Below are 24632 nucleotides of genomic sequence, written 5' to 3' on the forward strand. Positions count from 1 at the left end.
TTTAAAATTTAAAAACATTGCTCTTTGTTTTTTCACAACCGCACTCGCCAAGCGCGATCTCGACATCACAAAAATGGCTGTGTGTTCTAGCTAGATGCTCGATAAATTCCCTCTTTGCAAGATTTTCATGCGTTTTATGAATGTGTAAATTTTTACTCACGTAAGCGATCTTTGTAGCATAATTTAGCACGATATTTAGGTCGTGACTTACTAGAACCACGCCCACGCCATTTGCGTTTATGCCCTTTAAAATTTCATAAATTTCAGCCTGCCCTTTCGTGTCGATGCTGGCTGTTGGTTCGTCTAAGATGAGCACTTTTGCATTTGCGCAAAGCGCTCTAGCGATATATACGCGCTGCCTTTGACCGCTACTTAGCTCGCCGATCCTTGCGTTTGCAAACTCCCTCATGCCGACCTTCTCAAGGGCACTTAGCGCTAGAGCTTTTTCATCTTTTGAGTAAAAGCCAAAGATTTTTTTATCGATTAGCCCCATTAAAACGACTTCTAAAACCATCATTGGAAAGCTTTGATTTGAGAGGAAATTTTGCGGCACATAGCCTATAAATTTACTAACCTCGCTTGGCTCTTTACCAAAGAGCTTTATCTCGCCACTTTGAGGCTTAAGCAGACCCAAAATGAGCTTTAAAAGCGTGCTTTTGCCCCCGCCATTTGGACCGATTATCGCTAAAAACTCGTCACTACTATAGTCTAAGTTAATATCCTCTAAAACGACTTGTTTATCGTAGCTAAAGTTTAAATTTCTAATTTTTATAATATCTTTCAAAACAGACTCTTTTGCGTAAATGTCGTGACAAAAATGAAAAGTCCAAGCCAAAGCATGATGCAAAGGGCTGCAAATTCTGCGTAGATTTTAAACTTTTTTAGCTTAATGTTCGTGCTGATCTTTGAGCCAAAAACTGCCGCTACAAATATCACCACGCTCATGCCAAGCGCCATAAACAGGCCACTTATCACGCCTGCAAAGTAGCTACCTATCTCATTTGCCAGCACAAAGACTAGTATCGTGCCAGGACAAGGCACAAGAGCCGCAGCAGCCGCTACTAGCCACTCCTCTTTGCTCTTTGGCTTTTTAGTAGAGCAAATTTGACAGCCACATTCGCTTTTAAATTTTGTATTTTTACTCAAATTTTGGTTCAAATTTGAGCTAAAAATATAAAATTTAGTCTCTTTTTTGTTTGAGAGATAAAATTTGATCTTTTTAACGAGCATAAAAATCGCCACAAAAAAGATCACAACTCCAGAAAACGCGGTCGTTATGCTAGCTGTGTCCTTTGTAAGGTCGTTACTCACCTCTCGTAGCAACAAAAAGCTGGCAAATACAAAGACAAATGCGCCCACAACATGCAAAAAGCCGATCTTTAACGCAAATAAAAACGCCCTTTTGTAGCTACCACCAGTTGCGGCAAAATATGAGCTTGTTAGCACCTTGCCATGACCTGCGCCAGCAGCGTGCAAGAAGCCATAGCCAAATGAGATAAACGCTAAAAATAGCAGCGCAAGCGGACTTTTGTAATCCACGCTTCGCAAAATTTGCTTTAGTCTATCAAGTAAGCTTAGGCTAGTTTTTGAGACGATGTCAAATTTAGCCTCATCGATCTTATCTATCTGGCTTAAATTTTCATCGCTCGTGCCTACTGCTGGCTCTTTTAGCAGCTCTTTAAGCGCTGGCTTTTCGTTGTGAGCTTTGGCCGCTTCTTTGCTTGAAAATGTAAAAAATATCAAATTTGAGTTTGAATTTGGTATCGCCCAGAAGCTTTCACCCACCAAAAATGCGTTATTTTGCGTAAATTTGAAGTTAAAATAGCCCTCTTTATCCTCCATATCAACCGACACGACAAGTCCGTCAGCGACCACTAAATTTGTTTTAAAACTCACGTCAAATTTAAGCCTGCCCTCGTCAAAGTAGAGCTTGTATTCGTTTAAATTTGGCTCTATTTTAGTGGCATTTTCGTCCTTGTAATAATACTCAATGTCCGTCAAATAGTGCCTTGGCACGAGGTAGTCTAGCAAATTTAAGCGGATCTTTCTAAGCTCTTTTTCATCTATCTTTTCATCTTGATTGAGATCAAAATTTTGCTTCATAAGATCTGAGAAATTTTGCGAAAAGGTCCAAGTAAAGGCTATTTGCGTGATGTTATTTTCGTGTGCGACAAATTTCGCGCTAACGTGAGCTGTTGGGCTGTAAAGCGAGCATAGAGCACACCCGAAGGCATTTATGGCTAGTAGGCAAATGACGATCAGGCGTGCTAACATTTCTATAGACTTTTTGCGAAAATTTCAGCCGTTTTTTTCATCTCGGCTAGCCAGTTTTCAGGCAACTGATCTATCATGACGACCTTTGCACCAGTCTCTTTTGCGATCAAATTTGCAGCCTTTGTTGGAAACTGTGGAGCTACGAAAATGACCTTTACACCGTGCTCTTTAGCCTCTTCTATAAGCTCTTTTAGCTCAGCTGGCTTTGGCTCTTTGCCCTCTATTTCAATGGCTATTTGCTCTAAGTTATAGCGCTTTGCAAAGTAGCCCCAAGATGGGTGATATACGATAAATTCGCGAGTTTTGACATCTTTTAGCTCGTTTTTGATAAAGCTATCAAGCTCGTCAAGGCTAGCCTTAAATTTAGCCAAATTCTCCTCATAAAGCTTTGCATTTTGCGGGAATTTCTCTATTAGCGCCTTTGCGATGTTATCAGCTTGAGTTTTTACCAAGATAGGATCAAGCCAGATGTGCGGGTCAAGGCCGTCATGGTGGTGATGATGGTGCTCGCCCTCGTGGTCATGGTGCTCATGCTTATGCTCACCCTCATGTTTATGCTCGTGGTGCTCTTCATGTTCATGCTCCTCGCTCATAGCGATCTTTTCGATGCCCTCTTGCGTCTTTACGATGCGTAAATTTTTAAACGTCTTTGAGAAGCGATCCAGCCACGCGTCCTCAAACTCGATGCCGATAGCAAAGTAAAGCTCGCTCTTTTCAAGCTCCTTCATCTGCTTTGGCTTTGGCTCGTAGGTATGCGGATCAGCGCCTTTGCCAACCATAGCATTTACATCTAGCGTATCTCCAGCGATCTGCTCGACAAAAAATTTCGTTGGCAGTATGCTAGTAGTCACAACCGGCTTTGCAAAAAGAGACAAAGCACAAACAGCTAAAAAAACGATAATTTTTCTCATTATCTCTCCTTTAAAAAATAATTGCGAAGTTTAGCAAAATGCAACTTGGTTGCAACTTAAAAAGCAAATGCCTAAATTTAGCCTTTTCTTTTAAATATAGTTTAAATCTTTTAGCGTTAATATACGAAAAATCAAAAGGGCAAAGATGAACGCGAGAAATTTCTTAGAAGAGCACAATATCAAGGCTACGACGCTTCGCATAAAGCTTGTTGAAATTTTACAAAACGCCAAAGCGCCGCTAAGCTACGACGAAATTTTAGAGAGCCTTGACGCAAACAAGACGACCTTTTATAGAAGTATGGAAATTTTCGAAAAAGAAAATCTCGTTATAAAAACCGAAAACAACCACAAGAGCTACTACGAGCTGGCAAATGAAGCCAAAGCCTACTTCATCTGCGACGTCTGCCACAAAGTAACAAACATCGACATGCCCCACCTAAGTGTCGCTAAAAATATAAAAAGCGCCGTGATAAAGGGCGTTTGCGACGAATGCGGTCACGAGTAAAGCGCGATGATCTCAGCCGGGATAGCTTTTGGGCGGTTTGTCTTTAGATCGATATAGACAAACTCCGTCTTGCCAGTTGCTATTAGCTCGCCATCTTTTTTAAACTCGAAATATCTGCAAGATGTCGCCTTGCCCTCAGTTTGCGTGTAGGTGTAAATTTCTATCTTGTCCATCAGCTTTGCGCTTTTTATATATTTTGCTTCATTTTTTCTAATGAGCCAAATTTCTCCCCTTTTATACTGCGCCTCGACCGTGTCGCCAACAGCGGCGGAGTGGGCAAATGCAGCCTCTTGCATAAGGGTAAAATAATAGACATTATTCATGTGACCATGCATGTCGATGGCTTGTGGCGGGATGATGACGTGATATATAAAATCTCTCATTTTTGACCTTTTTTGCTAAAATTATAACCAAAAATAAGGAGCTAAAATGCAAAATTTATGGGATAAAAAGGCGTCAAACTACCAAAGATTTGACGGCAAGATCAGCGCTATCCAGCAGCAAATTTTTGGTAAAGCCTTGGCTTGGGGAGTTGATTTTAGTGGCAAAGATATCCTTGATATCGGCTGTGGCACGGGCGTTTGGAGCATATTTTTATCAAAAACGGCAAAGCATATAACTGGCATCGATAGCTCAGAAAAGATGATAGAAATTTTAAACGAGGACGCAAAGAGATTTGGCGTGACAAATTTAACCAGCGAGGTTTGCTCGTGGAGAGAATTTAAGCCCCTTAAACACTTTGATATCGCCATTTGCACGATGAGTCCGGCCATTGCGAGCGATGAAGACTTTGCTAAATTTCAAAACTGCGCCAAGCAAAAGCTCTATCTTGGCTGGGACAAGCCTAGAAGCTCTGATCTGCTTGAGCCATTTTTTGAAAAATTTGGCCGAGTGCTCTCCCAAAAAAACGTAGTAGATAGGCTCGAAGCGTGGCTAAATGAGCAAGGCATCGCTTTTAAGAGTCAAATTTTAAATGAGACAAGGATCGCTAGACGAAGCGTGCAAGAAGCAGCTGAAAATATCTGCTGGCACCTTGAGATAAACGGAGCTAAAAACTACGATGAAAAGACGGTTTTAGCGATGTTAAAAGAGAGATTTGAGGGCGAGTTTATAGATGAGAAAATAGACTCGCAAATGAAGCTTTTTGTCTTTTAGAGCTTAAATTTAGAGCAAATTTGCTTGCCAAATTCGCTAAAAATGACGCCAAAGATGATGAGCATAGCTCCAAAAATTTGCCAGATACTAAGTAGTTCGCTAGCAAAAAAATAGCCGATAAATCCTGCTGAGACTGGCTCTAAGCAGAAAAACAAGGCCGCCTTGCTAGCGGTCGTGTATCTTTGAGCGATCGTTTGCACAAAGTAGCAAAATATCGTGCCAATCACCGTCGTGATAAATATCGCTATAAAAAATTCCCTATCAAATTTTGGCACGATACTGCCCTGAAAAAGCGCGAAAACAAGCGAAAGCAGGGCATTTGTAAGAAAGACCACAAAGACAAGCAAATAAAGCTCGCTCTTTCTTACAAAGTGGCCATTTAGCGTAGTATAAAGTGCATAAAATATCGCACAAGCAAGCGCTAGTGCCTCGCCAGCCCCAAGTGCGAGCGTGGCGCCACTTAGTAGCCAAAGCCCAAAAATAGCGATCATAGCGCCAAAAATGGCAAAAATGCTTATCTTATTTTTAAAAATAAAAGCCGCCATAAAAGGCACTATCACGCACTCAAGCCCCGTGATAAAGGCGACGCTAGAGCTAAAAGTAAGCTTTAGAGCGTAAGTTTGCATGGCAAATGATAAAAAGAGCACCGCTCCAAGGATAACGCCGTAGATGACGCTCTTTTTGTCAAATTTCTTAGCAAATTTAAGCGCGACAAAACCCATAAAGATAGCCGAGAGAAAAAACCGGCAAAATAGCATGACAAAGACGCCATTTGTCTTTAGCGCGTTTGCCATGGGTAAAAACGTAGCGCCCCAAACTATGGCAACTACTATAAGAGCGATGTCGGCTCTGTTTTGAGCGCTTAAATTTCTCATTTAAAGATCGAGTCAAGCACCTTTTTACCGCTATCTAGGCTAAAGCCGCTTCTTAGCCCCTTTTCTTTCTCGCTCATCACGTTAAATAGCCCATCTAGCGTCTTTCTCGTGATATATGCGTTTAGATCCTCGCCCTCATCTGGCACATATTCACTTGCGCCTAAATTTTTAGCTAGGCTTTTGACTGATTTTATCGTTTCGTTGTTTTTTACTGAGCCACCGATGAAAGAATTTAGCCCATTATAGGCAGTCGCAAAGCTATTATCACTCATCATTTTTTCAATTATCGGTGTAAATGCCGCCTTTAGCTTTTGGCTGGAGCTTTGCTGCAAATACTTCGTAACGCTGTCGCTGCCGTCATTAAAGAGCTTTTTGACATCGGCCTCGCTCATATTTTTTATGCTCTCACTAAAAATTTCAGCAGCCTTTGGCACAGCCGTGGTCGCAGCGTTGTTTATCGACTTGCTAAGGTCCTGCGCCCACTTCTCGCCGCCCACTTTTTTGGCTAAATTTGACGCCATCTCAAGGCTTTTTGGGAGTGGGATTTTAGCTGTGGCGTTGTTTATAAAGCCCTCTTTTGAAAGCTCACTAACAGCGGCATTTAGCGCCTCGCTAACTAAGCTTTTATAGTCGCCGCTTGATGCGTGAGTGGCGATTTTGACGCCTTTGTTTATCATATCATCCATGCTTGCGGCTTGCAAATTTAAAGCAAGCGCGCCACAAAGAATAACAAGATATCTTTTCATCTTCTCTCCTTTTTTAAATTTAAAGCAAAATCATACAAAAAATATCTAAACGCTTAAAATAAATTTAATATTTTTGCACTAAAATTTGCTCTTTTTTAAAGGGAATTTATGCAGCTTTTACTTCTTAGCTTCGCTCTTAGCATGGATAGCGCAGCTCTAAATATGGCAAACGGCGCAAGGTATAAAAGCCTTGGCTTTAGCAAAATTTTATTTATTGCTTTTATGCTCGGCTTTTTTCAGTTTCTCATGCCGCTTTTTGGCTATTTTCTAGGCATTAGCTTTGCTAAATTTATAAGCTCTATCGATCACTTCATAGCATTTTTTATACTTTGTTTTCTTGGCTTTAAAATGCTAAAAGAGGCCTGTAGCAGCGAGGCGGGCGACTCTTTGGGCATGGATATTAAGACCATTTTTGTAGGTGCATTTGCCACGAGCATCGACGCACTCGCCGTTGGTGTCACGCTTAGCTTTGAAGCGGTTAGTATATTCAAAAGTGCGCTCATCATCGGCGTAGTCTGCTTTGCGCTAAGCCTAGCTGCCTTTTATATCGGTAAATTTATGGGTGAAATTTTAGAGAAAAAGGCGCTTTTTTTAGGCGGAGCGATACTTATATTTTTAGGCTTTAAAATCCTAATCACCCACCTGCTAGAAGAGGGAGTGCTCTAAATTTCTATCTCTATGCCAACTGGGCAGTGGTCGCTACCGGTGATCTCTGGCAGGATAAATGCGTCTTTTAGCCTATTTTTTAGCCCTTGTGAAATAAAGAAATAATCAATCCTCCAGCCAACATTTTTTGCCCTTGCGTTAAAGCGGTAGCTCCACCACGAGTAGGCGTCTGCAACGTCGCCATTTACGGCTCTAAAGGTATCTATAAAGCCACTTTTTAGCACCTCATCTATCCACGCGCGCTCGATAGGCAAAAAGCCAGAAGTTTTGGCATTTGCCTTTGGGTTTTTCAGGTCGATCTCGCGGTGAGCAGTATTTACGTCGCCACAAAATATCACCTCTTTGCCGCTTTTTACTAGCTCTTTGCAGTAAGCTAGAAATTTCTCGTAAAAGTCCATCTTGTAAGCTAGCCTCTCATCGTCCTTTTGGCCGTTTGGAAAGTAGATGTTAAAAAGCACGATATCATCAAATCTATGCTCCAAAACTCGCCCCTCCGTGTCGTCAAAAAAGGCTGCTTTTTGCGTTTGCACGTCAAATTTAGCAAGGCTCATCACGCCAGAGTAGCCAGCTCTCGCGCCTGAATTTACACTTATATCTTTAAAGCCAAGGTTATAAATTTCTTTTGGCACATCATCTTCTTTGACCTTGATCTCTTGCAGTCCCAAAAAATCAGGCTTAACCTCATCAAGCCAGCCAAAGCCATCTTTTGCCACCACTGCGCGCAGCCCATTTACGTTCCAGCTAATAAGTTTCAAATTTCATCCTTTTTTTAATTATAATTATGCCAAAAATCGCAAAAAGGAAAGTTATGAGAAACCAGCCAACGTATAAATTTTTTAAAAATTTTGGCTACGCAAGAGAGGGTTTGGCTGAAATTTTTAAAAACGAAAAGAGCTTTCGGATAGAAATTTGCATATTTTTGATAGCTACGATCTCGCTATTTTTTTGGAAATTTGACCTTATTTTTAACCTATTTTTGATCTTTAGCATGGCATTTGTGCTAGTTTGCGAGTGTTTAAATTCAGCCATTGAACGCGTAACTGATCTTGCAAGCCCAGACTATCACGCCCTAGCAAAGGCGGCAAAGGATGCTGGAAGTGCGGCCGTGATGATCGCAAATTTCTTATGTGGCGCGCTTTGGTGCGTGGCGATAGGATATAAAATTTGGAGCTAGAAAAAGAAATTTACAAAGCGCTTCTTGGCGAGAAAAAGGCAGAGATCATAAATTTACTTTGCGAGCTAAGCGATGAAAATGGCTTTATCATGCTTAAAATTTCAGAAATTTGTGAAAAGCTAAATGTGAGCAAACCAACCGTGATAAGCACGTTTAAGTTACTTGAAGAGAAGAAAATTTTTGAACGAGTAAAAAACGGAGTTTATAGATTTAAAAATTTGTAGTGGCAAGCAAATGCCTGCCACCTTTTTTAGCCGATAGTCTCAGCAGCGATCATACCAAATGTCAAGCAATCAGTTATAGCCACTGATCCTAGACGGCTGGCTCCGTGAACGCCACCAGTGATCTCGCCAGCTGCATATAAATTTGGTATAGGCATAGCTGTTTGAGAGTTCATGACTTGAGCTTTTGTGTTGATATTTAGGCCGCCCATTGTGTGGTGAACTTTTGGCGTGCCACGCTCTGCGTAAAACGGCGGAACTGAGATATCAATGCCCTTTGTCGTAGTCGCAACAACTGGCTTGCCAAAATCCTCATCGACGCCTTTTTTAACAAATTCGTTGTATCTTGCGACTGTTTTTTTGAGCTCATCAACTGGGATCTTATACTCAGCTGCCAAAGCATCAAGTGTGTCAAATTTCTTGCAAATTCCAGCTGCGATAGCCTTTTCATAGTGGGCTGGAAGCATGTGAGGAAGGGCTCTTGAGTCGCAGAAGTTGATAGGGAAGTTTTTATCGTCTTCGCCTTTTTCGTGGATGACTTTAAACATCGCTTCTGTTCTTGTCCTGCGGTCAGCTAGCTCGTTCATGTAGCGTTTGCCAGTTCTTGGATTGACTGAAATTCCAAACGGAAAAGCACCATTTACGTTAAACATCGATCCCACGCCAAAGCCTGTCTCATCGGCACATCCCCAAGGGCCGTATTGGATCCAGCTTGGCTGAACTGGATAAGCACCAGCTCTAAATGCTGCTAGAAGCGCGCCTGCTGTTGAGCCTGGTTGGTTTGTCGAGTCTGTCTCAGGTGTAATCCTTGGATCTTGAAGGCGTCTAAAAATTTTATCCCTACAAAAGCCACCAGCTGCTAGCACAACGCCTTTTTTGGCTTTTATATATTTTGTATCGCCGCCTTTGTTTTCGACATCGTCACTCATCAAATTGCCATCAAATTTGTAGTTTTCTCTGACGATGACGCCCACAACTGCGCCCTTGTCGTCAAAGACGAAATCATCAAATTTTGTCCTTTTTTTGATCGATGCGCCTTCTAATTTTTCAAATGTCGCAGTCATAGGGAGCACGATGCCAGCGCCGCTGCCGACCTCTGTTTGAAGGCTTCTTGGCACTGAGTGACCGCCCGCGTGAGTGATCTGGTCGATATATTTTGCACCACAATCAAGTGTGAGTTTGTAAGCATCTTGCGCTCTCTCGCCGATCTTTGCCAAAAGATCAACGTGGTTGATGCCTCGTCCTGCTTTCAAGCAGTCTTTGATAAATAGCTCGGTGCTATCTTTGATGCCAGCTTTCTTTTGCATGTCGCTGTTTGGAACGGCAAAAATTCCGCCATTGATGACAGAGTTGCCACCTGTGCGACCCATCTTTTCGATCATGACGACTTTATTGCCTTTTTTGGCTGATGTCACGCCAGCTGCAAGAGCTGCAAAGCCTGAGCCGATGATGACTACGTCATACTCCTCGTCCCATTTGACATCTTTTTCGTTCATTGCGCTAGCCATTAAATTTGTAGCGCCCATGCCAAGTGCTGTGGCTCCTATAGCGCTAAATTTCACAAAATCTCTTCTAGATAAACCTGAATTTTTCATGCTCTCTCCTTTGAAGTAAGATAATTGCTATTAAGCATTATAGGGTAATTTATTAAAATTTGCAATTTAATTTTTATAATTAAATTTTATTAAAGTTTTTCTCGAGCAGGACGTAGTTTGATAATATTTAACGGGGTTATATTCATTTAAATTTGACTTTAGATTTACGCTAAATTGGCTTTTAAAGTAAATTTGGCATAAAGTTTGGAATTTTTATTTTTAAATTTACAAAAAATAAGTATTAATTAAATTTTGTATTTTGAAAAATTTATGAGAAATTTTAGGATTTGATTTTAGATATTTACTTAAGTTTAGAAATTAATTTAACAAGAGGATCGGAGCAAATTTGCCCCGAGAAATTATTTAACGCCAACTATGATTTGAGTTGCTTTGATGATAGCAGTTACTTTGTCGCCTGCTTTTAAAGCTAAGTTATGAACTGACTCTCTTGTGATGATAGCTGAAATTTTGCTGCCATTTGCATCAATGATAACCTCAGCATTTACAGCACCGTCTTTTATCTCGCTAACAACGCCTTTGATTTGATTTGTTGCGCTAAGCTTGATGCTGTCGTCTTTTGAAACGATAACGCTTGAAGCTTTGAATAAAAATATAGCTTGCTTGCCAACTTTAAGATCAAGGCTCTTCTCGCTATCAACTGTTACAGTTGCTTTTAGCACCTCGCCACCTGCGATTTTGCCAGCGATTAGCGAATTTACCGCACCTGTTCTTACTTCTGAAATTTCAACGTTTAATTGATTTCTAGCGCTTATGCACATGTTTTTCCTTTTTTGTGATTTAAATTGAACTGGTATTTTAAAGTAATATTATTAATAAAAACTTAAATTTGATATATGAAATTTCGTAATATCAAAAATAAAATTTTATAACTTTATAAATGCCTAAATATCGCTATTTATGAGCTAAAATTTATAAATTTAATTTTGATAATTTATCAAAAAAATATTACTAGATATTGTTTTAGTCTTATTTTATATAAAATTTCAGCACAAATTTAGACTAGATGAAATGTTAAAATTTGATTGTATAAAATAAATAAAACTAGTAGTGTTTTAAATGCCAGCTTCAAGCATAGCTTCTGCTTGATAGTGAGTGATAAGCGGTTCGATGATCTCATCAAATAATCCTGCAGCCATGATCGCATCAAGACGGTAAAGTGTTAAATTTATGCGGTGATCGCTTATGCGGTTTTGCGGGTAGTTGTAAGTTCTTATCCTGCCTGAGCGGTCTCCAGTGCCGACCTGACTCTTGCGCTCGCTAGTCTCTTTAGCAAGCCTCTCTTGCTCTTGCATCTCGTAAAGTCTAGCTTTTAGCACCTTCATCGCAGCTTCTTTGTTTTTGTGCTGGCTCTTGCCGTCTTGGTTTGTCACAACAAGTCCTGTTGGTATGTGCGTGATCCTAACGGCACTATCAGTTGTATTTACTGACTGGCCGCCGTGACCCGAGCTTCTCATAACATCAACTCTTATATCATTTGGATTGATCTCGATCTCGCTATCTTCAACCTCTGGCATGATAGCCACAGTCACAGCCGAGGTGTGCACCCTGCCCTGGCTCTCAGTCTCTGGCACACGCTGAACCCTATGTGTGCCACCTTCAAATTTTAGCCTAGAATAAGCGCCTTTGCCCTTTATAAGCACGATGATCTCTTTAAAGCCGCCAGTGTTGCCCTCACTTTGGCTAACGATCTCAAATTTATATCCACGAAGCTCTGCATATCTGATGTAAGCGTTAAAAAGATCTCCAACAAATAGTGCAGCCTCGTCACCACCAGTGCCTGCGCGAATTTCTAAAAATATATTTTTGTCATCGTTTGGATCTTTTGGAAGAAGTAAAATTTTGATCTCTTCTTCAAGCTTCTCTCTTGAAATTTCTAAATTTTTAAGCTCATCTTTTGCAAGCTCGCCAAGCTCAGAGTCCTCAAGTAAGGCTTTATTCTCTTCGATGTCGTTTAGAATTTGTAGATATTTTTTTGCGGCAGTTGCGACTGGTTCGATAGATGATTGCTCTTTTGAGAGCTTTGTCATCTTTTCGATATCGTTTGCTATATTTGGATCGCTTAGAAGCGTAGAAATTTCATCATAGCGATCCAAAAATGGATGAAGTTTATCAGCAAACATTAAAATTTAATAGATTAAGCAGCTTTTAGAGTGTTTACTAATTGAGCAAGGCGACTAACGCGGCGAGCAGCAGTTTGTTTCTTCAAAAAGCCTCTACTTACGAAGCTATGGATGCTTTTGTTAGCAACTTTTAAAGCTTCATTTGCAGCATTTAGATCTTTAGCTTCTACAGCTACACGCACTGCTTTTGTGATGTTTTTAAGTCTAGTGCGGTAAAATCTGTTTCTTTCTGTTCTTTTTATAGTTTGTCTAGCTCTTTTTTCAGCAGATTTATGGTTTGCCATAATATACCTTTTTTGATAATTTTAGTCCGTGATTATATGAAAAATATATTTAATTGTAACTGAATTTAAGTCTGCTTTAAAACAAATAAAATTTTAGATTTTAAATTTGATAATTTCTGATAAAATAGCACCATTTTATAATAAAAAGGATAAATTGATGAAACTTTTTGGAACAGACGGAGTTCGTGGTAAGGCTGGCGAAAAGCTTTCAGCTCAAACATCTATGCGCCTTGCAATGGCTGCTGGAATTTACTTTAGAAAGACCTCAGCGACAAATGTGATTTTGGTTGGAAAAGATACTAGAAAAAGCGGCTATATGATCGAAACCGCCATCGTTGCAGGGCTAACTGCAGTTGGCTACAACGTCCTTCAAATAGGCCCTATGCCAACACCTGCGATCGCATTTTTAACAGAAAATATGCGCTGTGACGCTGGCATAATGATAAGCGCCTCACACAACCCATACTACGATAACGGCATCAAATTTTTTGATAGCTTTGGCAACAAGCTTGATGAGACGATAGAGGCCGAGATAGAAAAAATCTTCTACAACGACGAGCTCATCGCAAACGCCCAAAAAACGATGACAGAAATCGGCGCAAACAAGAGGATTGACGATGTTATCGGCAGATATATCGTCCAGATCAAAAATTCATTCCCAAAAGAGCTAAATTTAAAGAATTTACGAGTAGTTTTAGATGTTGCAAACGGAGCTGCTTACAAGGTCGCACCAACTGTATTTAGCGAGCTTGGAGCTGATGTCATCGTCATAAACGACGAGCCAAATGGTAGCAACATCAACCAAAACTGCGGCGCGCTTCACCCAGAAGATCTAGCAAGCGAGGTAAAAAGGCTTCGTGCTGACATCGGCTTTGCATTTGACGGCGATGCTGATAGACTTGTCGTTGTCGATGAAAACGGCGAAGTTGTGCATGGAGATGCGATACTTGGCTCACTTGCAGCATTTTTACACGAGCAAAAGGCGCTAAAAGGTGGAGCTATCGTGGCTACGGTGATGAGTAATGCCGCACTTGATGACTACCTAAAAGCTCACAAGATCAAGCTACTTCGCTCAAACGTAGGCGATAAATACGTGCTTGAGATGATGAAAGAAAATGGCATAAATTTTGGCGGCGAGCAAAGCGGCCACGTCATATTTAACGACTACGCTAAGACTGGCGATGGCCTTGTTACTTCGATGCAAGTAGTTGCTATGATGCTTAAAAAAGGCAAAAAAGCTAGTGAAATTTTTGGCGAGCTAAAGCCGTATCCACAAATTTTGCTAAATTTAAAGATCACAGAGAAAAAGCCGCTTGATAAGATAGAGGGGCTAAAAGAGCTTGAGGCTAGCCTCGCAAAAGAGGGCATAAGATCGCTCTTTAGATACTCTGGCACTGAAAATTTGATCAGACTTTTACTTGAAGGCAAAAATCAAACTTTAGTTGAAAAACGCATGGATGAAGTTGAGAAATTTTTTGTAAAAGCCCTAAATGCGTAAAAGCTTAATTAAATTTTTCATTGCGTTTTTTCTCATTTTTATCGTTGATCAAGCGATAAAGATGATATTTATAGATGGTTTTTCGTGGGAGGGCGAGTTTTTCTCGCTAGTTCTTACATATAATAAGGGTGTTGCATTTTCGATGTTTGCCTTTTTAGATGAGTGGCTTAAATTTATCCAGATAGCTCTCATTTTAGGCGTTTTTGTCTATCTGGTCGTTGAAAAAAAACTGCTTTGCTCGCATGCCATTTGGCTTGGAGCTTTGCTAGGAGCTGGCAGTTCAAACATCACAGATAGATTTATCCATGGCGGCGTCGTGGATTATGTCTTTTGGCATAAATGGTTTAACTTTGCGGTCTTTAACTTCGCTGATGTGATGATCGATCTTTGCGTTGTGATGATACTTTGGCAAAGTTTTAGAAAAAGGAGAGAGAGTGGGAAATAATATCTACGTCGCATACGCGCTTTGGCTACTTACTGGCTGGCTTGGGGCGCATAGAATTTACCTTGGTAAATTTATCACTGGCTTTTTGATGATGGGACTATTTTTCGTTGGCTACCCTACGTTTTATTTCATTATAGGCATACCGTTTTTAATAATTTGGGGCATTTGGTGGCTTATAGATGCATTTTTAGTTGGTGCTTATGTCGAGAAAAATTTACAAAAAGTCGAGCTAAAAGAGAGACTAAAACTAAAAGATAAAGAAGATGACTTAAAAAGGCTTTACGAGCTTTTTGAGAGTGGTGCGATCAGCAAGGCTGAATTTGAAGCTAGAAAAGAGATACTTTTTAGATAAGGAGACGTTATGGCAGAATATTATCTTTACTTAAAATACCTCCACTATTTGTTTTTCATCTCGTGGATGGCAGTGCTGTTTTATCAGCCAAGGCTCTACGTTTATCACGTAGAAAACATGGACAAACCTGACTTTGTCAAAGTGGTTGAGGTGATGGAGTATAAGATGTATCACTACATCGGCTGGGTCGCACTCATCGGCTCATTTGTCACTGGCATATTGATACTTATCGCGATGCCTGATCTTATAAAAACTGGTCACATCCACGTTAAAATTTTAGTCGTCATCTTAATGGCTATCTATCACCTAGACCTTGGACGCTACATGAAGCAGCTTAAAGAGAAACGCTGTAACAAAAGTGGCATCTTCTTTAGAGCTTACAACGAAGTGCCAACTATCGCGATGCTCATCATCATCTGGGTAATGATAGTAAATCCATTTTAAAGGAATTTGATGAAGAAATTTTTAGCATTTATCGCTTTGCCAGCGCTCTTGCTCGCAGCAACTCAGTATTTTGAGCCGATGCAGATAAAATTTGACAACAGACTCTACTCGCTAGCAGGCTCAGCCAAACCTGTGCCAAATTTATTCACGCAGGAGTACTTGCTCCCTGGCGAGAAGCTAGATAGTTTTAGCTACATGCTCTCGCTAAATACCCTTAAATTTGACGCTACGCCAGAGCAAGCGGTCGAGCAAAAGATAAATGATCTAAAAGAGCTAAAAGCAAAAGGGCTAAAAGTGGCTTATAAAAAGGGCTCGCTCGCAAATGAAATTTATCTTGATATCACGATATTTTCAAACCTAAATGGCGTGCCAACAGCCGAGCACTCGATATATCGCTACACCAAACAAGGCGGAAATTTAGTCCTTTTTACCATCCAAAGGCGTGCTTATAAAAAAGAGGGCATTCAAAGATTTGCTACAAATTTCACGATCGAGTCGCAAGACTTTAGCAAAAAAGCCCTAGCCACACCTTTCCCCCAAATCATCAGCAAATAAAGAAATTTGAGTGTAAATTTAACCTTTGCACTCAAATTTTAAAACCAGACTTAACAAATTTATCTAAAAATAAAACGAATAGTTATATGATAAGAAAAACTCAAAAAGGATAGCCTATGATACATAAAATTCTTATCGCAAATCGTGGTGAGATCGCAGTTAGGATAGTCAGAGCTTGTAGGGATTTACACATCCAAAGCGTAGGAATTTACACAGCACCAGACAGCGAGTGCTTGCATGTCAGGATCGCTGACGAGGCCTATCAAGTGGGTGAAGATCCGATCAAGGGCTATCTTGACGCCAAAGCTATCGTAAAGCTTGCAAAAGAGTGCGGAGCTGACGCGATACACCCAGGATACGGCTTTTTAAGCGAAAACTACGAATTTGCAAAGGCAGTTGAGGATGCTGGGCTTATCTTCATCGGTCCAAAGGCTGAAGTCATCAAAAAAATGGGCGATAAAAACATCGCTAGATATCTGATGAAGAAAAACGGCATACCGATAGTTCCAGGCACTGAAAAGCTAAATGATGAGAGTATGGACGCCATAAAAGAGCACGCTAGACGCATCGGCTACCCAGTCATCTTAAAAGCAAGCGGTGGTGGTGGTGGCCGTGGCATCAGGGAAGTCTGGCAAGAAGAAGATATGCAAGATGCCTTTGAGTCGTGCACCAGAGAGGCAAAAGCATACTTTAACAACGACGAAGTTTTTATGGAGAAGCTTGTCGTCAATCCTCGCCACATCGAGTTTCAAATTTTAGGCGATAACTACGGCAACATCATCCACCTTTGCGAGCGTGACTGCTCTATCCAAAGGCGCCACCAAAAGATCATCGAGATCGCACCTTGCCCATCAATTAGCGAAAATTTAAGAAAGATCATGGGTGTGACTGCGGTGGCTGCTGCAAAGGCTGTGGGCTACTCAAACGTAGGAACTATCGAGTTTTTGCTAGATGACTACAATAACTTTTACTTCATGGAGATGAACACCCGTATCCAAGTGGAGCACGGCATCACTGAAGAGATCACAGGCCATGATCTAGTAGTTAGACAGATAAGGATCGCAGCGGGTGAAATTTTAGAGATCGAGCAAAGCGACATCAAGCCACGAGGCTACGCGATAGAAGCAAGGATCACAGCTGAGAACGTCTGGGAGAATTTCATCCCAGCACCAGGCACTATCGAGGGCTATTACCCAGCCCTTGGCCCATCTGTGCGCGTCGATAGCCATGTCTATAAGGACTACACCATACCGCCATTTTACGACTCACTCATCGCAAAGCTGATCGTAAAAGCGACCGACTACGATCTTGCGGTAAATAAGCTTGAAAGAGCACTTGAAGAATTTACTATCGAGGGCGTGCGAACGATCATCCCATTTTTGCTAACGATCAGCAAAAGTAAGGAGTTTAGAAGGGGATTTTTCGATACTAGCTACGTCGAGAAAAACTTAAAAACTATCCTTGAAAACACCTATGATGATATGAACAAAGAACCAAATGACGACCTAGAAGAGGTCATCGTAGAGGCGATAAAAAGATATAAAAAGAAGAGATAAATTTATCTCATTATGGCTTTGGCGATAAATTTCGCCAAGGCTAAATTTCCGCACAAACTGCGTAAATTTTAGCTCCGTCATTTGCCACAGCGTAGAGCCTACCACCGCTTACTAGCATGATCTGATCTGCGCTAAGGCTAAATTTCTCAAACTCTATCTCTTTTAATAGCAAGCCATCTTTGGCGCTTATCAAAACTGGCTTATTTTTGCGGTTTGCAAGCAAAATTTGACCCTTGATCCAAACAAAATGCTCCGTGCCACTGGTTTTAAACTTAAACACCACTTCGCCACTTTTTGCATCCACGGCGTATAGATCTCCGCCCTTGCCAGCGGTGCCAAAGTAAAGCACCCCATCATTCAGGCAAACTGGCGTATAGAGATATGCGCCAAGCTTTAGCCGCCAGATGGTTTTGCCTATCCTTGCGCCCTGCTCTTTGGGCGGCAAATTAGCGTTTAAATTTTCATCTTTTGCCGCACTTTTGAACTCTGCGCCGTCTAAAATTTCTTTGCACTCCATCATAAATGGCGAGCTCATGCGCACGCAAAAGCCATCAAATTCATACGTTTTAGCGTCGTTATATATCTCTTTTACAGGCTCCTTAGCAACGCCAAGCTCGCTCATCAGCCCGTCACTTATCTTTATAAGCTTTGCTGGGGAGTTTATGTAGCCCTTGTAGTATCTAGTATTTAGCACGAAGTAGCCATTTTCTAGGTAACAACGCGCATTGCTAGCTATAAAAATTTCTCTCTCTTTATAGGCAAGCGTTGATCTTTTATGCTCGCTAAAGTCGCGTGAAAATGTATCTAGTAGCACGTAGTTTGGCGTTAGTTTTTGAGCTATCTCTAGCTCGCTAGGCACCCCAAAAGCAAAATGCACAAATGCAATGCGCTCACCCATCTCATAAATGCCGGTTACGCCGTGTCCGCGAAACTCCACGCCAGGCATATCAAGAGGATATGATCTAACCACGCTAGCTCCTTAAATTTATGGCGATTATAACCCAAATTTAAAAGCGCACTTGGTTAAATTTGATAAAATTTGCCAAATTTAGCAAATTTAAGGACTGGTATGTTTTTAAAACTAGATGAGATCGCTAGAAAACTAGATCAAATTTTCTTGCCGCTAGAGCAAGAGGGCATAACTGGTATGAGACTTTTGCCGCAAAAGGACGCTTTGGCGTTTATGCAAGCACAAAAGAGCCTTGGCGTAAATTTACCAGCTAAATTTACAAAGCTTTTAAGCAAATTTGACCTTGGCAATTTTGAAATTTGCAATGTCAGCTTTGGCTCCAGAGGCGACTACGAAAGCGAGCTAGTGCGGCTAAACAGCGTAGATGAGTTTGGTGGCAAATGGTGGCAGGGTGAAGCTCGCCCAGTAAATTTGATAGTTTTTGCCGTGGGCGATCCGTGGATATTTTTGCTTGATTGCACGAGTGGTGCGGTCTATGCGTGGCTACTTGGAGATAAAAAACTTTGCAGCAGACGCGTTGCGAGTGACTTTGAAAAATTTTTCGTAGCGCTTGCTAGCACCTATATAGCAAGGCTAAATGACGAAACCCTGCCATCAGCCAAGCAAATCCTAAATTTTGTCCAAGCAGACGACGTGGCACTTGATTTTTGGCAAGAGATGGCGCAAATTTAGTAAATTTAGGCTCACTCTAGCCAAATCCTCTTTTATAAAATTATCCTAGCAACCAAAGCAAAAACCACTTTTTATAAATTTAGTTTCGATATGTAACACTCATTGCCCAAAATAAAAATATTAAAATATCTTTAAATAAAAATTTTTTCTAGTCGAGCTAATATTTAACTACAAAAAAAAGGAAAAAGGAGCAAAAATGAGCGAGTACATCGAACAAACGATGGAGTGGATAAAGAAGACCAACCCAGGTCAAGGCGTCTTTGTCCAAGCTGCGACTGAGGTTTTAAACAGCCTAGAGCCGCTTATCAAAAGAGAGAGCAAGTACCAAAAACACGCGATCCTAGAGCGTATCGTCATCCCTGAGCGTACGGTGATCTTTCGCGTGACATACACAGGCGACGATGGCAGACCAAAGGTAAATAACGGCTACCGCGTGCAATTTAACTCAGCTGTTGGCCCATACAAAGGCGGTCTAAGGCTCCACCCAAGCGTCGATCTTGGCGTGCTAAAATTTCTTGGATTTGAGCAAATTTTCAAAAACTCGCTCACTGGTGTAAATATCGGCGGCGCAAAAGGCGGCAGCACCTTTGATCCAAAGGGTAAGAGCGAGGGCGAGATAATGCGCTTTTGCCAAGCATTTATGAGCGAGCTATATCGCCATATCGGCAACACCGTGGATGTGCCAGCAGGCGACATCGGCGTGGGCGCTAGAGAGATCGGCTATATGTTTGGCCAGTATAAAAAGCTAACTGGCAGATTTGATGGCATCCTAACTGGCAAAGGGCTAAACTGGGGCGGCAGCCTAGCGCGCACAGAGGCTACTGGATACGGACTAGTATATTTCACTCAAAACATGCTAAAAAAAGCTGGACTTGATCTAGAGGGCAAAAAATGCAGCGTCAGCGGTAGCGGAAACGTCGCTATCTACACAGTCGAAAAGCTCTATCAAGCAGGCGCACTGCCTATCACCGTCTCTGACTCAAACGGATATGTCTATGACGCTGAGGGCATCGATCTAGCGGTGCTTAAAGAGCTAAAAGAGGTTAAACGCGCTCGCCTTAGCGAATACACCAAATTTAGACCAAACGCAAAATACGTAAGCGTGAGCGAATACAAAGAGGGCAGAAACGGCGTCTGGGACGTGCCATGCGACGGAGCCTTCCCGTGTGCGACACAAAATGAGCTTCACCTAGCTGACATAAAAGTGCTTTACGCAAATGGCTGCCGTTTCGTGGCTGAGGGCGCGAACATGCCAAGCACGCTTGATGCGATAAATTTCATGCTTGCGCAAAAAGACTTTCACTTTGCTCCGGCAAAAGCAGCAAACGCTGGCGGCGTGGGCACGAGCGGACTTGAGATGATGCAAAATGCCGGCATGACTTCGTGGAGCTTTGAAGAGGTCGATCGCAGACTTCATGGCATCATGAACCACATCTTTGAGCTAAGCTACGAAACGAGTAAAGAGTTTGGAGATGAGGGTAACTTGGTGCTTGGCTCAAATATCGCTGGCTTTAGAAAAGTGGCTGATGCGATGATAGATCAAGGATATGTGTAGGACAATTTGGCTTTGTAAATTTACGTCCAAGCTAAATTTGGACGTAAATCAATATGGGGTTGGCTTGGGATTTTTAGTTAAAAATAGCTTGCTCTTTGAGTGGCAAATTTTACTGGTAAGCTAGCAAATTTACGCTAGCTTGAAGCATTTTATGCCGTGTATATAGAGCGTTTGTTTTGACAAATTTTCACTGGCGTGGCAGATGTGAATTTGAAGCTTGGTTGAATTTCACTAGGGTGGCGAGCATACCACTTTTTTTAGAGCTTTTAGTGTAAATTTTGCTAAAAGAGCTGATACGGCGGCAAATGGTGGAACAGCGAGGTTTGTGCAGTAAAATTGAAAGTTTTTGCTGTGGGTGATCCGTGGATATTTTGCTTCATTGCACGAGTGGTGCGGTCTATGCGTGGCTGCTTGGCGATAAGAAGCTTTGTAGCAGGTGTGTCGCAAACGAGAAATTTTCATAGCGCTTGCAACTTCGACATAGTAAAGCTAAATAACAAAATCCTGCCAGAAAGCGAGCAAGACCTAAAATTTCTCAAGCAGATAACAGAGCACATTTTTGGCAAGAGATAGTTAAATTTTATAAATTTAAGCCACACCTAAATTTCTCTTATCAAATTTTGCTACCACATAAAACAAAAGCAGTCAAATCCTTCGCAAAAAAGCATTTTAAAGCGATAAAAACTACTCGCATTTTTACAAGAAAAACCAAATTTCACTTATTAAATTTAACCAGCTATTAGGCAAAATTTAGCTCAAAGCACTCGCATAAACACTACAAATATCGAATTTACTCAAAAGAAGCTTTCATTTTTACTCTAGTATGTGGCTCTCACCCAGTCAAATTTCTGTAAAGCATCCATGCGAGCGATAAAAAATAGAAAAATTCCAGCAAGCAAAAATTAAAATTTTATAAATTTAAGCTATAAACAAAGAAATTTCTTGCTAAATTTAGCTCCAAATAAAATAAAAGCAGTCAAAAGATTTGCAAAGGGCACTTATTAAAGCTATATTCCTCTCGTCAAGTTTAGCAGCCTATTAAATGAAATTTGGCTCACGACACTCGCACACGCACCATAAATCTACAAACTCACAAGAAGTTCAAATTTACTCTAATAGGCTGCGTTTGCTTGGCTAAATTTCAATAAAGTAACCCACGCTAGCGACAACAAGACAATCAAATTTGGATAAGGGAATTTAAAATTTACTAAATTTAAGCTATAAATAATCAAGTTTCTTACCAAATTTAGCTTGCAATTAGACAAAATTTGGTTTCAAACACCCACGCAAACACTTAAATTTACAAACTCACAAGAAAGTCAATTTGTCTAGATTATTTTCAGCACAAAGTCTATGCAAGTGATGTCAAAGTATTAAATCCCAGCAAGTAAAAATCAAAATTTACTAAATTTAAACACGACTAAATTAATCCTGCAAAATTTAACCGCAAGCCACATCAATAAAGCAAACGCCATCGCGTAAATTTAGCAAATATAAAAATGATAGAATTTTTGAAAATAGTTATTTGTGAGTTTTTGTATTAAAAATTTAATGAAAAAGAGCAAGCCTTAGCCTGCTCTTTGTAAGAATTTAACCCTTTTTTGGAGTTACAAGCATATTTACATAACGACCTTCTATTATAGGCTCTTTGTCGCGGTCAGCTTCATCTTTGATCATCTCCCAGACCTTCTCAAGCATGGCTACGCCAGCCTCTGGGGTGCTCATCTCGCGACCCTTTAAAAATACACGAAATTTAACGTGTTTGCCATCTTGCAAAAACTCGCTTGCGTGTTTAACCTTGTAGTTTATATCGTTTTGGGCGATCTTGACAGAGAGTTTTATCTCTTTTATCTCGATGGTTTTTTGCTTTTTCTTGGCCTCTTTTTGCTTTTTCTCTTGCTGATAGCGGAATTTGCCGTAGTCCATTATCTTGCAAACTGGCGGCTTCGCATCTGGCGCTATAAGCACTAGATCAAGCCCAAGCTTATTTGAGATCTCTAAAGCCTCATCTCTTGAGATGACACCGTATGCCGTGCCATCATCCCCTACACATCTTACCTCTCTCGCCCTTATGTCCTCATTGAGCAATACTTCATTTTCCTTACTCAAAAATGTACCTCACTAAGTTTCTCCTTCGTTAAATTTATAAATTCCGCCAAGCTCATATCGCTCTGCGTCCTAGCCTGTCTGTCACGCAACGCAACGCTCTTGTTCGCTACTTCGTTGTCTCCTAGCACGACTATCATAGGCACCCTTTGTTTTTCTGCCGTTCTTATTCTCTTATTTAAACTCTCATTTTTACTTGCGATCTCGCTATCGACGTTGATCTTTCTTAGCTCGCGTGAAATTTCTTTTGCGTAGTCTAAATGCGCGTCGCTAATAGGCACGATGACAACCTGCGTTGGAGCTATGAAAAATGGTAGCTCGCCAGCAGTGTGCTCAAGTAAAATTCCTATAAATCTCTCAAAACTGCCAAGCAAGGCTCTGTGAAGCATTACAGGGCGCTGTCTTTCGTTATTTGCGTCGATGTAGCCTAGATCAAAGCGCTCTGGCAAGTTAAAATCGACTTGTATCGTGCCGCACTGCCACTTTCTCTTAAGCGCGTCAGTTATCTTGATGTCGATCTTTGGTCCATAAAATGCGCCGCCACCCTCGTCGATGCCGTACTTAAAGCCATTTTCATCAAGAGCTTCTTTTAGCGCTTTTGTAGCTGTATCCCAAATTTCATCGCCACCGATCGCTTTGGCTGGCTTGGTTGATATCTCCATCTCATAGTGGAAGCCAAAATTTTCCATTATCGTGCCAGCAAATTTTAAAATTTCTAAGATATTTTCTTTGATCTGGCTTGGCATACAAAAGATATGTGAGTCATCTTGAGCAAATTCGCGAACCCTGAAAAGTCCGTGAAGCACGCCGCTTTTCTCATGGCGATGCACGACGCCGTATTCAAAAAATTTAAGCGGCAAGTCGCGGTAAGAGCGGATGTCACTTTGATAGACTTTGATGTGACCAACGCAGTTCATCGGTTTGATGCCATACTCTGTCTCATCGATCGTTGTAAAGTACATATTTTCTTTATAGTTTGCGTAGTGGCCGCTTCTTCTCCACACATCAGCCTTTAAAAGCTCAGGACCTCGCACTGGCTCGTAGCCGCGGTCGCGGTGAGCTTTGTATAAGAGCTGCTCTAGTTTTGATCTCAAGCGTCCGCCATTTGGTAGCCAGATAGGCAAACCGCCACCCACTTCTTCATCAAATGTAAATAGCTTCATCTCGACGCCAAGCTTTCTGTGATCGCGCTTTTTAGCCTCTTCGATGATGCGGATGTGCTCTTTTAGGCTCTCTTTGTCTGCGTAAGCTGTGCCGTAAATTCTAGTTAGCATCTCACGGCTCTCATCGCCGCCAAGATATGCGCCAGCCACGCGTGTAAGCTTGAAAAATTTTAAAAATTTAGTATTTGGCACATGTGGTCCGCGGCAAAGGTCCTCAAAATCGCCTTGTGCGTAGCTGCTCACTTCGCCATCTGGAATTCTTTTTAAGACCTCTTGTTTTAGATCGTCGTTTTTAAATTTCTCACTCATATTAGCTTTAGTTGAGCAGGTTTTAACGATGTCAAATTTCTTCTCAGCAAGCTCTTTCATCTTATCTTCGATCGCTACTAGATCGCTCTCGCCTAGCTTCGTGCCCTCATCATCAACTCTAAAATCATAATAAAATCCATCTTCTACGTTTGGTCCGACAAAGAATTTCGCCTTTGGATAGAGTGATTTGATAGCTTGTGCCATGAGGTGTGCACAGGAGTGTCTGATAACGTGTAGTGCCTCTTTTGAGTTGTCGAAATAGATAGGCTCAGCACTACTTTCACGCCCTGCGATACTTTGAGTATCGACTATTTCGCCATTTAGTTTGTATGCGATGATATCGCTCATTGTTTTTCCTTATATCAAATTGTCTTTTTTACGATAAAAGAACGATTAAGGATTTTATCGAAATGGGCTTTAAGCTAAACTTAATAATTGCTAAGCAAATTTTTATAAATTC

At 41.1% G+C, this 24632-nt stretch carries 28 protein-coding genes; 14 read left to right on the forward strand and 14 right to left on the reverse strand.

Going from position 1 to position 24632, the window contains the following annotated elements; translation table 11 throughout:
• Position 1: 1 nt before the first annotated feature.
• From CVS91_RS01875 to CVS91_RS01885, 3 genes are read right to left on the reverse strand one after another with little or no spacing between them, the layout of a single operon-like run.
• Positions 2-784: a metal ABC transporter ATP-binding protein gene (locus CVS91_RS01875; RefSeq protein WP_107829919.1), complete on the reverse strand. Its 783-nt coding sequence runs from the start codon at positions 782-784 to the stop codon at positions 2-4.
• Positions 781-2274, reverse strand: a complete 1494-nt coding sequence (locus CVS91_RS01880; RefSeq protein WP_107829921.1) for a nickel/cobalt transporter — start codon at positions 2272-2274, stop codon at positions 781-783. The genes CVS91_RS01875 and CVS91_RS01880 overlap by 4 nt, the downstream gene beginning before the upstream one ends.
• A 2-nt stretch (positions 2275-2276) precedes the next feature.
• Complete coding sequence (locus CVS91_RS01885; RefSeq protein ID WP_103610291.1) at positions 2277-3185, reverse strand: metal ABC transporter solute-binding protein, Zn/Mn family; 909 nt, start codon at positions 3183-3185, stop codon at positions 2277-2279.
• A 145-nt stretch (positions 3186-3330) separates the two neighbouring features.
• Between CVS91_RS01885 and CVS91_RS01890 the strand changes: the two genes are divergently transcribed.
• Positions 3331-3690: a Fur family transcriptional regulator gene (locus CVS91_RS01890; RefSeq protein WP_103568709.1), complete on the forward strand. Its 360-nt coding sequence runs from the start codon at positions 3331-3333 to the stop codon at positions 3688-3690.
• Here CVS91_RS01890 and CVS91_RS01895 read toward each other — a convergent pair.
• Complete coding sequence (locus CVS91_RS01895) at positions 3681-4073, reverse strand: acyl-CoA thioesterase (RefSeq protein WP_103570552.1); 393 nt, start codon at positions 4071-4073, stop codon at positions 3681-3683. The two genes, CVS91_RS01890 and CVS91_RS01895, sit on opposite strands and share 10 nt — an antisense overlap.
• Before the next feature lie 46 nt (positions 4074-4119).
• Here CVS91_RS01895 and CVS91_RS01900 point away from each other — a divergent pair, with 46 nt between their 5' ends.
• A complete protein-coding gene (locus CVS91_RS01900) occupies positions 4120-4845 on the forward strand; it encodes a class I SAM-dependent methyltransferase (protein WP_103570553.1) in 726 nt (241 codons plus the stop codon).
• Here the strand turns inward: CVS91_RS01900 and CVS91_RS01905 are convergent.
• Entirely contained in the window at positions 4842-5720 is an 879-nt protein-coding gene (locus CVS91_RS01905) for a DMT family transporter (protein WP_107829923.1), read from the reverse strand. The two genes, CVS91_RS01900 and CVS91_RS01905, sit on opposite strands and share 4 nt — an antisense overlap.
• The gene (locus CVS91_RS01910) at positions 5717-6466 is read right to left on the reverse strand and encodes a DUF4197 domain-containing protein (protein ID WP_107829925.1); all 750 of its coding nucleotides are present in this window, start codon (positions 6464-6466) and stop codon (positions 5717-5719) included. Before CVS91_RS01910 ends, CVS91_RS01905 begins: the two co-directional genes overlap by 4 nt.
• Positions 6467-6574: 108 nt before the next feature.
• Between CVS91_RS01910 and CVS91_RS01915 the strand changes: the two genes are divergently transcribed.
• A complete protein-coding gene (locus CVS91_RS01915) occupies positions 6575-7132 on the forward strand; it encodes a manganese efflux pump MntP family protein (RefSeq protein ID WP_107829927.1) in 558 nt (185 codons plus the stop codon).
• On the opposite strand, the gene CVS91_RS01920 is transcribed toward CVS91_RS01915, so the two are convergent.
• On the reverse strand, positions 7129-7887 hold the full coding sequence (locus CVS91_RS01920; protein ID WP_107829929.1) for an exodeoxyribonuclease III: 759 nt from the start codon (positions 7885-7887) through the stop codon (positions 7129-7131). The two genes, CVS91_RS01915 and CVS91_RS01920, sit on opposite strands and share 4 nt — an antisense overlap.
• Before the next feature lie 53 nt (positions 7888-7940).
• On the opposite strand from CVS91_RS01920, the gene CVS91_RS01925 reads away from it, so the two are divergent.
• Both CVS91_RS01925 and CVS91_RS01930 read left to right on the forward strand, forming a co-directional pair.
• The gene (locus tag CVS91_RS01925) at positions 7941-8306 is read left to right on the forward strand and encodes a diacylglycerol kinase (RefSeq protein WP_107829931.1); all 366 of its coding nucleotides are present in this window, start codon (positions 7941-7943) and stop codon (positions 8304-8306) included.
• Complete coding sequence (locus tag CVS91_RS01930; RefSeq protein WP_012000996.1) at positions 8297-8530, forward strand: replication/maintenance protein RepL; 234 nt, start codon at positions 8297-8299, stop codon at positions 8528-8530. The genes CVS91_RS01925 and CVS91_RS01930 overlap by 10 nt, the downstream gene beginning before the upstream one ends.
• A gap of 26 nt (positions 8531-8556) precedes the next feature.
• Here the strand turns inward: CVS91_RS01930 and CVS91_RS01935 are convergent, their stop codons facing one another.
• The 4 genes from CVS91_RS01935 to rpsT form a co-directional block, all read right to left on the reverse strand.
• On the reverse strand, positions 8557-10122 hold the full coding sequence (locus tag CVS91_RS01935; RefSeq protein WP_107829933.1) for a flavocytochrome c: 1566 nt from the start codon (positions 10120-10122) through the stop codon (positions 8557-8559).
• Positions 10123-10481: 359 nt separating this feature from the next.
• Entirely contained in the window at positions 10482-10901 is a 420-nt protein-coding gene (locus CVS91_RS01940; protein WP_107829935.1) for a TOBE domain-containing protein, read from the reverse strand.
• A gap of 294 nt (positions 10902-11195) precedes the next feature.
• On the reverse strand, positions 11196-12263 hold the full coding sequence (prfA, locus tag CVS91_RS01945; RefSeq protein ID WP_004317452.1) for a peptide chain release factor 1: 1068 nt from the start codon (positions 12261-12263) through the stop codon (positions 11196-11198).
• Between the two features lie 14 nt (positions 12264-12277).
• Positions 12278-12547 (reverse strand): 30S ribosomal protein S20, encoded by a 270-nt coding sequence (gene rpsT, locus CVS91_RS01950; RefSeq protein ID WP_004317319.1) that lies wholly within the window; start codon positions 12545-12547, stop codon positions 12278-12280.
• A 157-nt stretch (positions 12548-12704) separates the two neighbouring features.
• Here rpsT and glmM point away from each other — a divergent pair, with 157 nt between their 5' ends.
• From glmM to CVS91_RS01980, 6 genes are all read left to right on the forward strand, one after another.
• Positions 12705-14045, forward strand: a complete 1341-nt coding sequence (glmM, locus tag CVS91_RS01955) for a phosphoglucosamine mutase (protein WP_107829937.1) — start codon at positions 12705-12707, stop codon at positions 14043-14045.
• Complete coding sequence (lspA, locus tag CVS91_RS01960; RefSeq protein ID WP_107829939.1) at positions 14038-14490, forward strand: signal peptidase II; 453 nt, start codon at positions 14038-14040, stop codon at positions 14488-14490. Before glmM ends, lspA begins: the two co-directional genes overlap by 8 nt.
• Positions 14480-14842: an NINE protein gene (locus tag CVS91_RS01965; RefSeq protein WP_107829941.1), complete on the forward strand. Its 363-nt coding sequence runs from the start codon at positions 14480-14482 to the stop codon at positions 14840-14842. Before lspA ends, CVS91_RS01965 begins: the two co-directional genes overlap by 11 nt.
• A gap of 9 nt (positions 14843-14851) precedes the next feature.
• Positions 14852-15286, forward strand: a complete 435-nt coding sequence (locus CVS91_RS01970) for a CopD family protein (protein ID WP_004317437.1) — start codon at positions 14852-14854, stop codon at positions 15284-15286.
• Between the two features lie 9 nt (positions 15287-15295).
• Positions 15296-15841, forward strand: a complete 546-nt coding sequence (locus CVS91_RS01975) for a hypothetical protein (RefSeq protein ID WP_021092665.1) — start codon at positions 15296-15298, stop codon at positions 15839-15841.
• A gap of 116 nt (positions 15842-15957) precedes the next feature.
• Complete coding sequence (locus tag CVS91_RS01980; RefSeq protein ID WP_004317286.1) at positions 15958-17397, forward strand: acetyl-CoA carboxylase subunit A; 1440 nt, start codon at positions 15958-15960, stop codon at positions 17395-17397.
• A gap of 40 nt (positions 17398-17437) precedes the next feature.
• Here CVS91_RS01980 and CVS91_RS01985 read toward each other — a convergent pair whose 3' ends face one another.
• Entirely contained in the window at positions 17438-18367 is a 930-nt protein-coding gene (locus tag CVS91_RS01985) for a PQQ-binding-like beta-propeller repeat protein (RefSeq protein ID WP_107829943.1), read from the reverse strand.
• Between the two features lie 99 nt (positions 18368-18466).
• On the opposite strand from CVS91_RS01985, the gene CVS91_RS01990 reads away from it, so the two are divergent.
• From CVS91_RS01990 to CVS91_RS10175, 3 genes are all read left to right on the forward strand, one after another.
• Complete coding sequence (locus tag CVS91_RS01990; protein WP_107829945.1) at positions 18467-19039, forward strand: SMI1/KNR4 family protein; 573 nt, start codon at positions 18467-18469, stop codon at positions 19037-19039.
• Between the two features lie 196 nt (positions 19040-19235).
• Positions 19236-20594, forward strand: coding sequence for an NADP-specific glutamate dehydrogenase (gdhA, locus tag CVS91_RS01995; RefSeq protein ID WP_021084055.1), 1359 nt, complete (start codon positions 19236-19238; stop codon positions 20592-20594).
• A 399-nt stretch (positions 20595-20993) separates the two neighbouring features.
• The gene (locus CVS91_RS10175) at positions 20994-21167 is read left to right on the forward strand and encodes a hypothetical protein (RefSeq protein WP_159071389.1); all 174 of its coding nucleotides are present in this window, start codon (positions 20994-20996) and stop codon (positions 21165-21167) included.
• 1017 nt (positions 21168-22184) lie between these two features.
• Here the strand turns inward: CVS91_RS10175 and infC are convergent.
• Together infC and thrS are read right to left on the reverse strand one after the other, a co-directional pair.
• Positions 22185-22703, reverse strand: coding sequence for a translation initiation factor IF-3 (gene infC / locus CVS91_RS02000; RefSeq protein ID WP_009295104.1), 519 nt, complete (start codon positions 22701-22703; stop codon positions 22185-22187).
• A complete protein-coding gene (thrS, locus tag CVS91_RS02005; protein ID WP_107829947.1) occupies positions 22700-24520 on the reverse strand; it encodes a threonine--tRNA ligase in 1821 nt (606 codons plus the stop codon). The genes infC and thrS overlap by 4 nt, the downstream gene beginning before the upstream one ends.
• Positions 24521-24632: the final 112 nt, after the last annotated feature.

It is taken from the genome of Campylobacter concisus (assembly GCF_003048985.1).
GTDB classification, from domain to species: Bacteria; Campylobacterota; Campylobacteria; order Campylobacterales; family Campylobacteraceae; genus Campylobacter_A; species Campylobacter_A concisus_AY.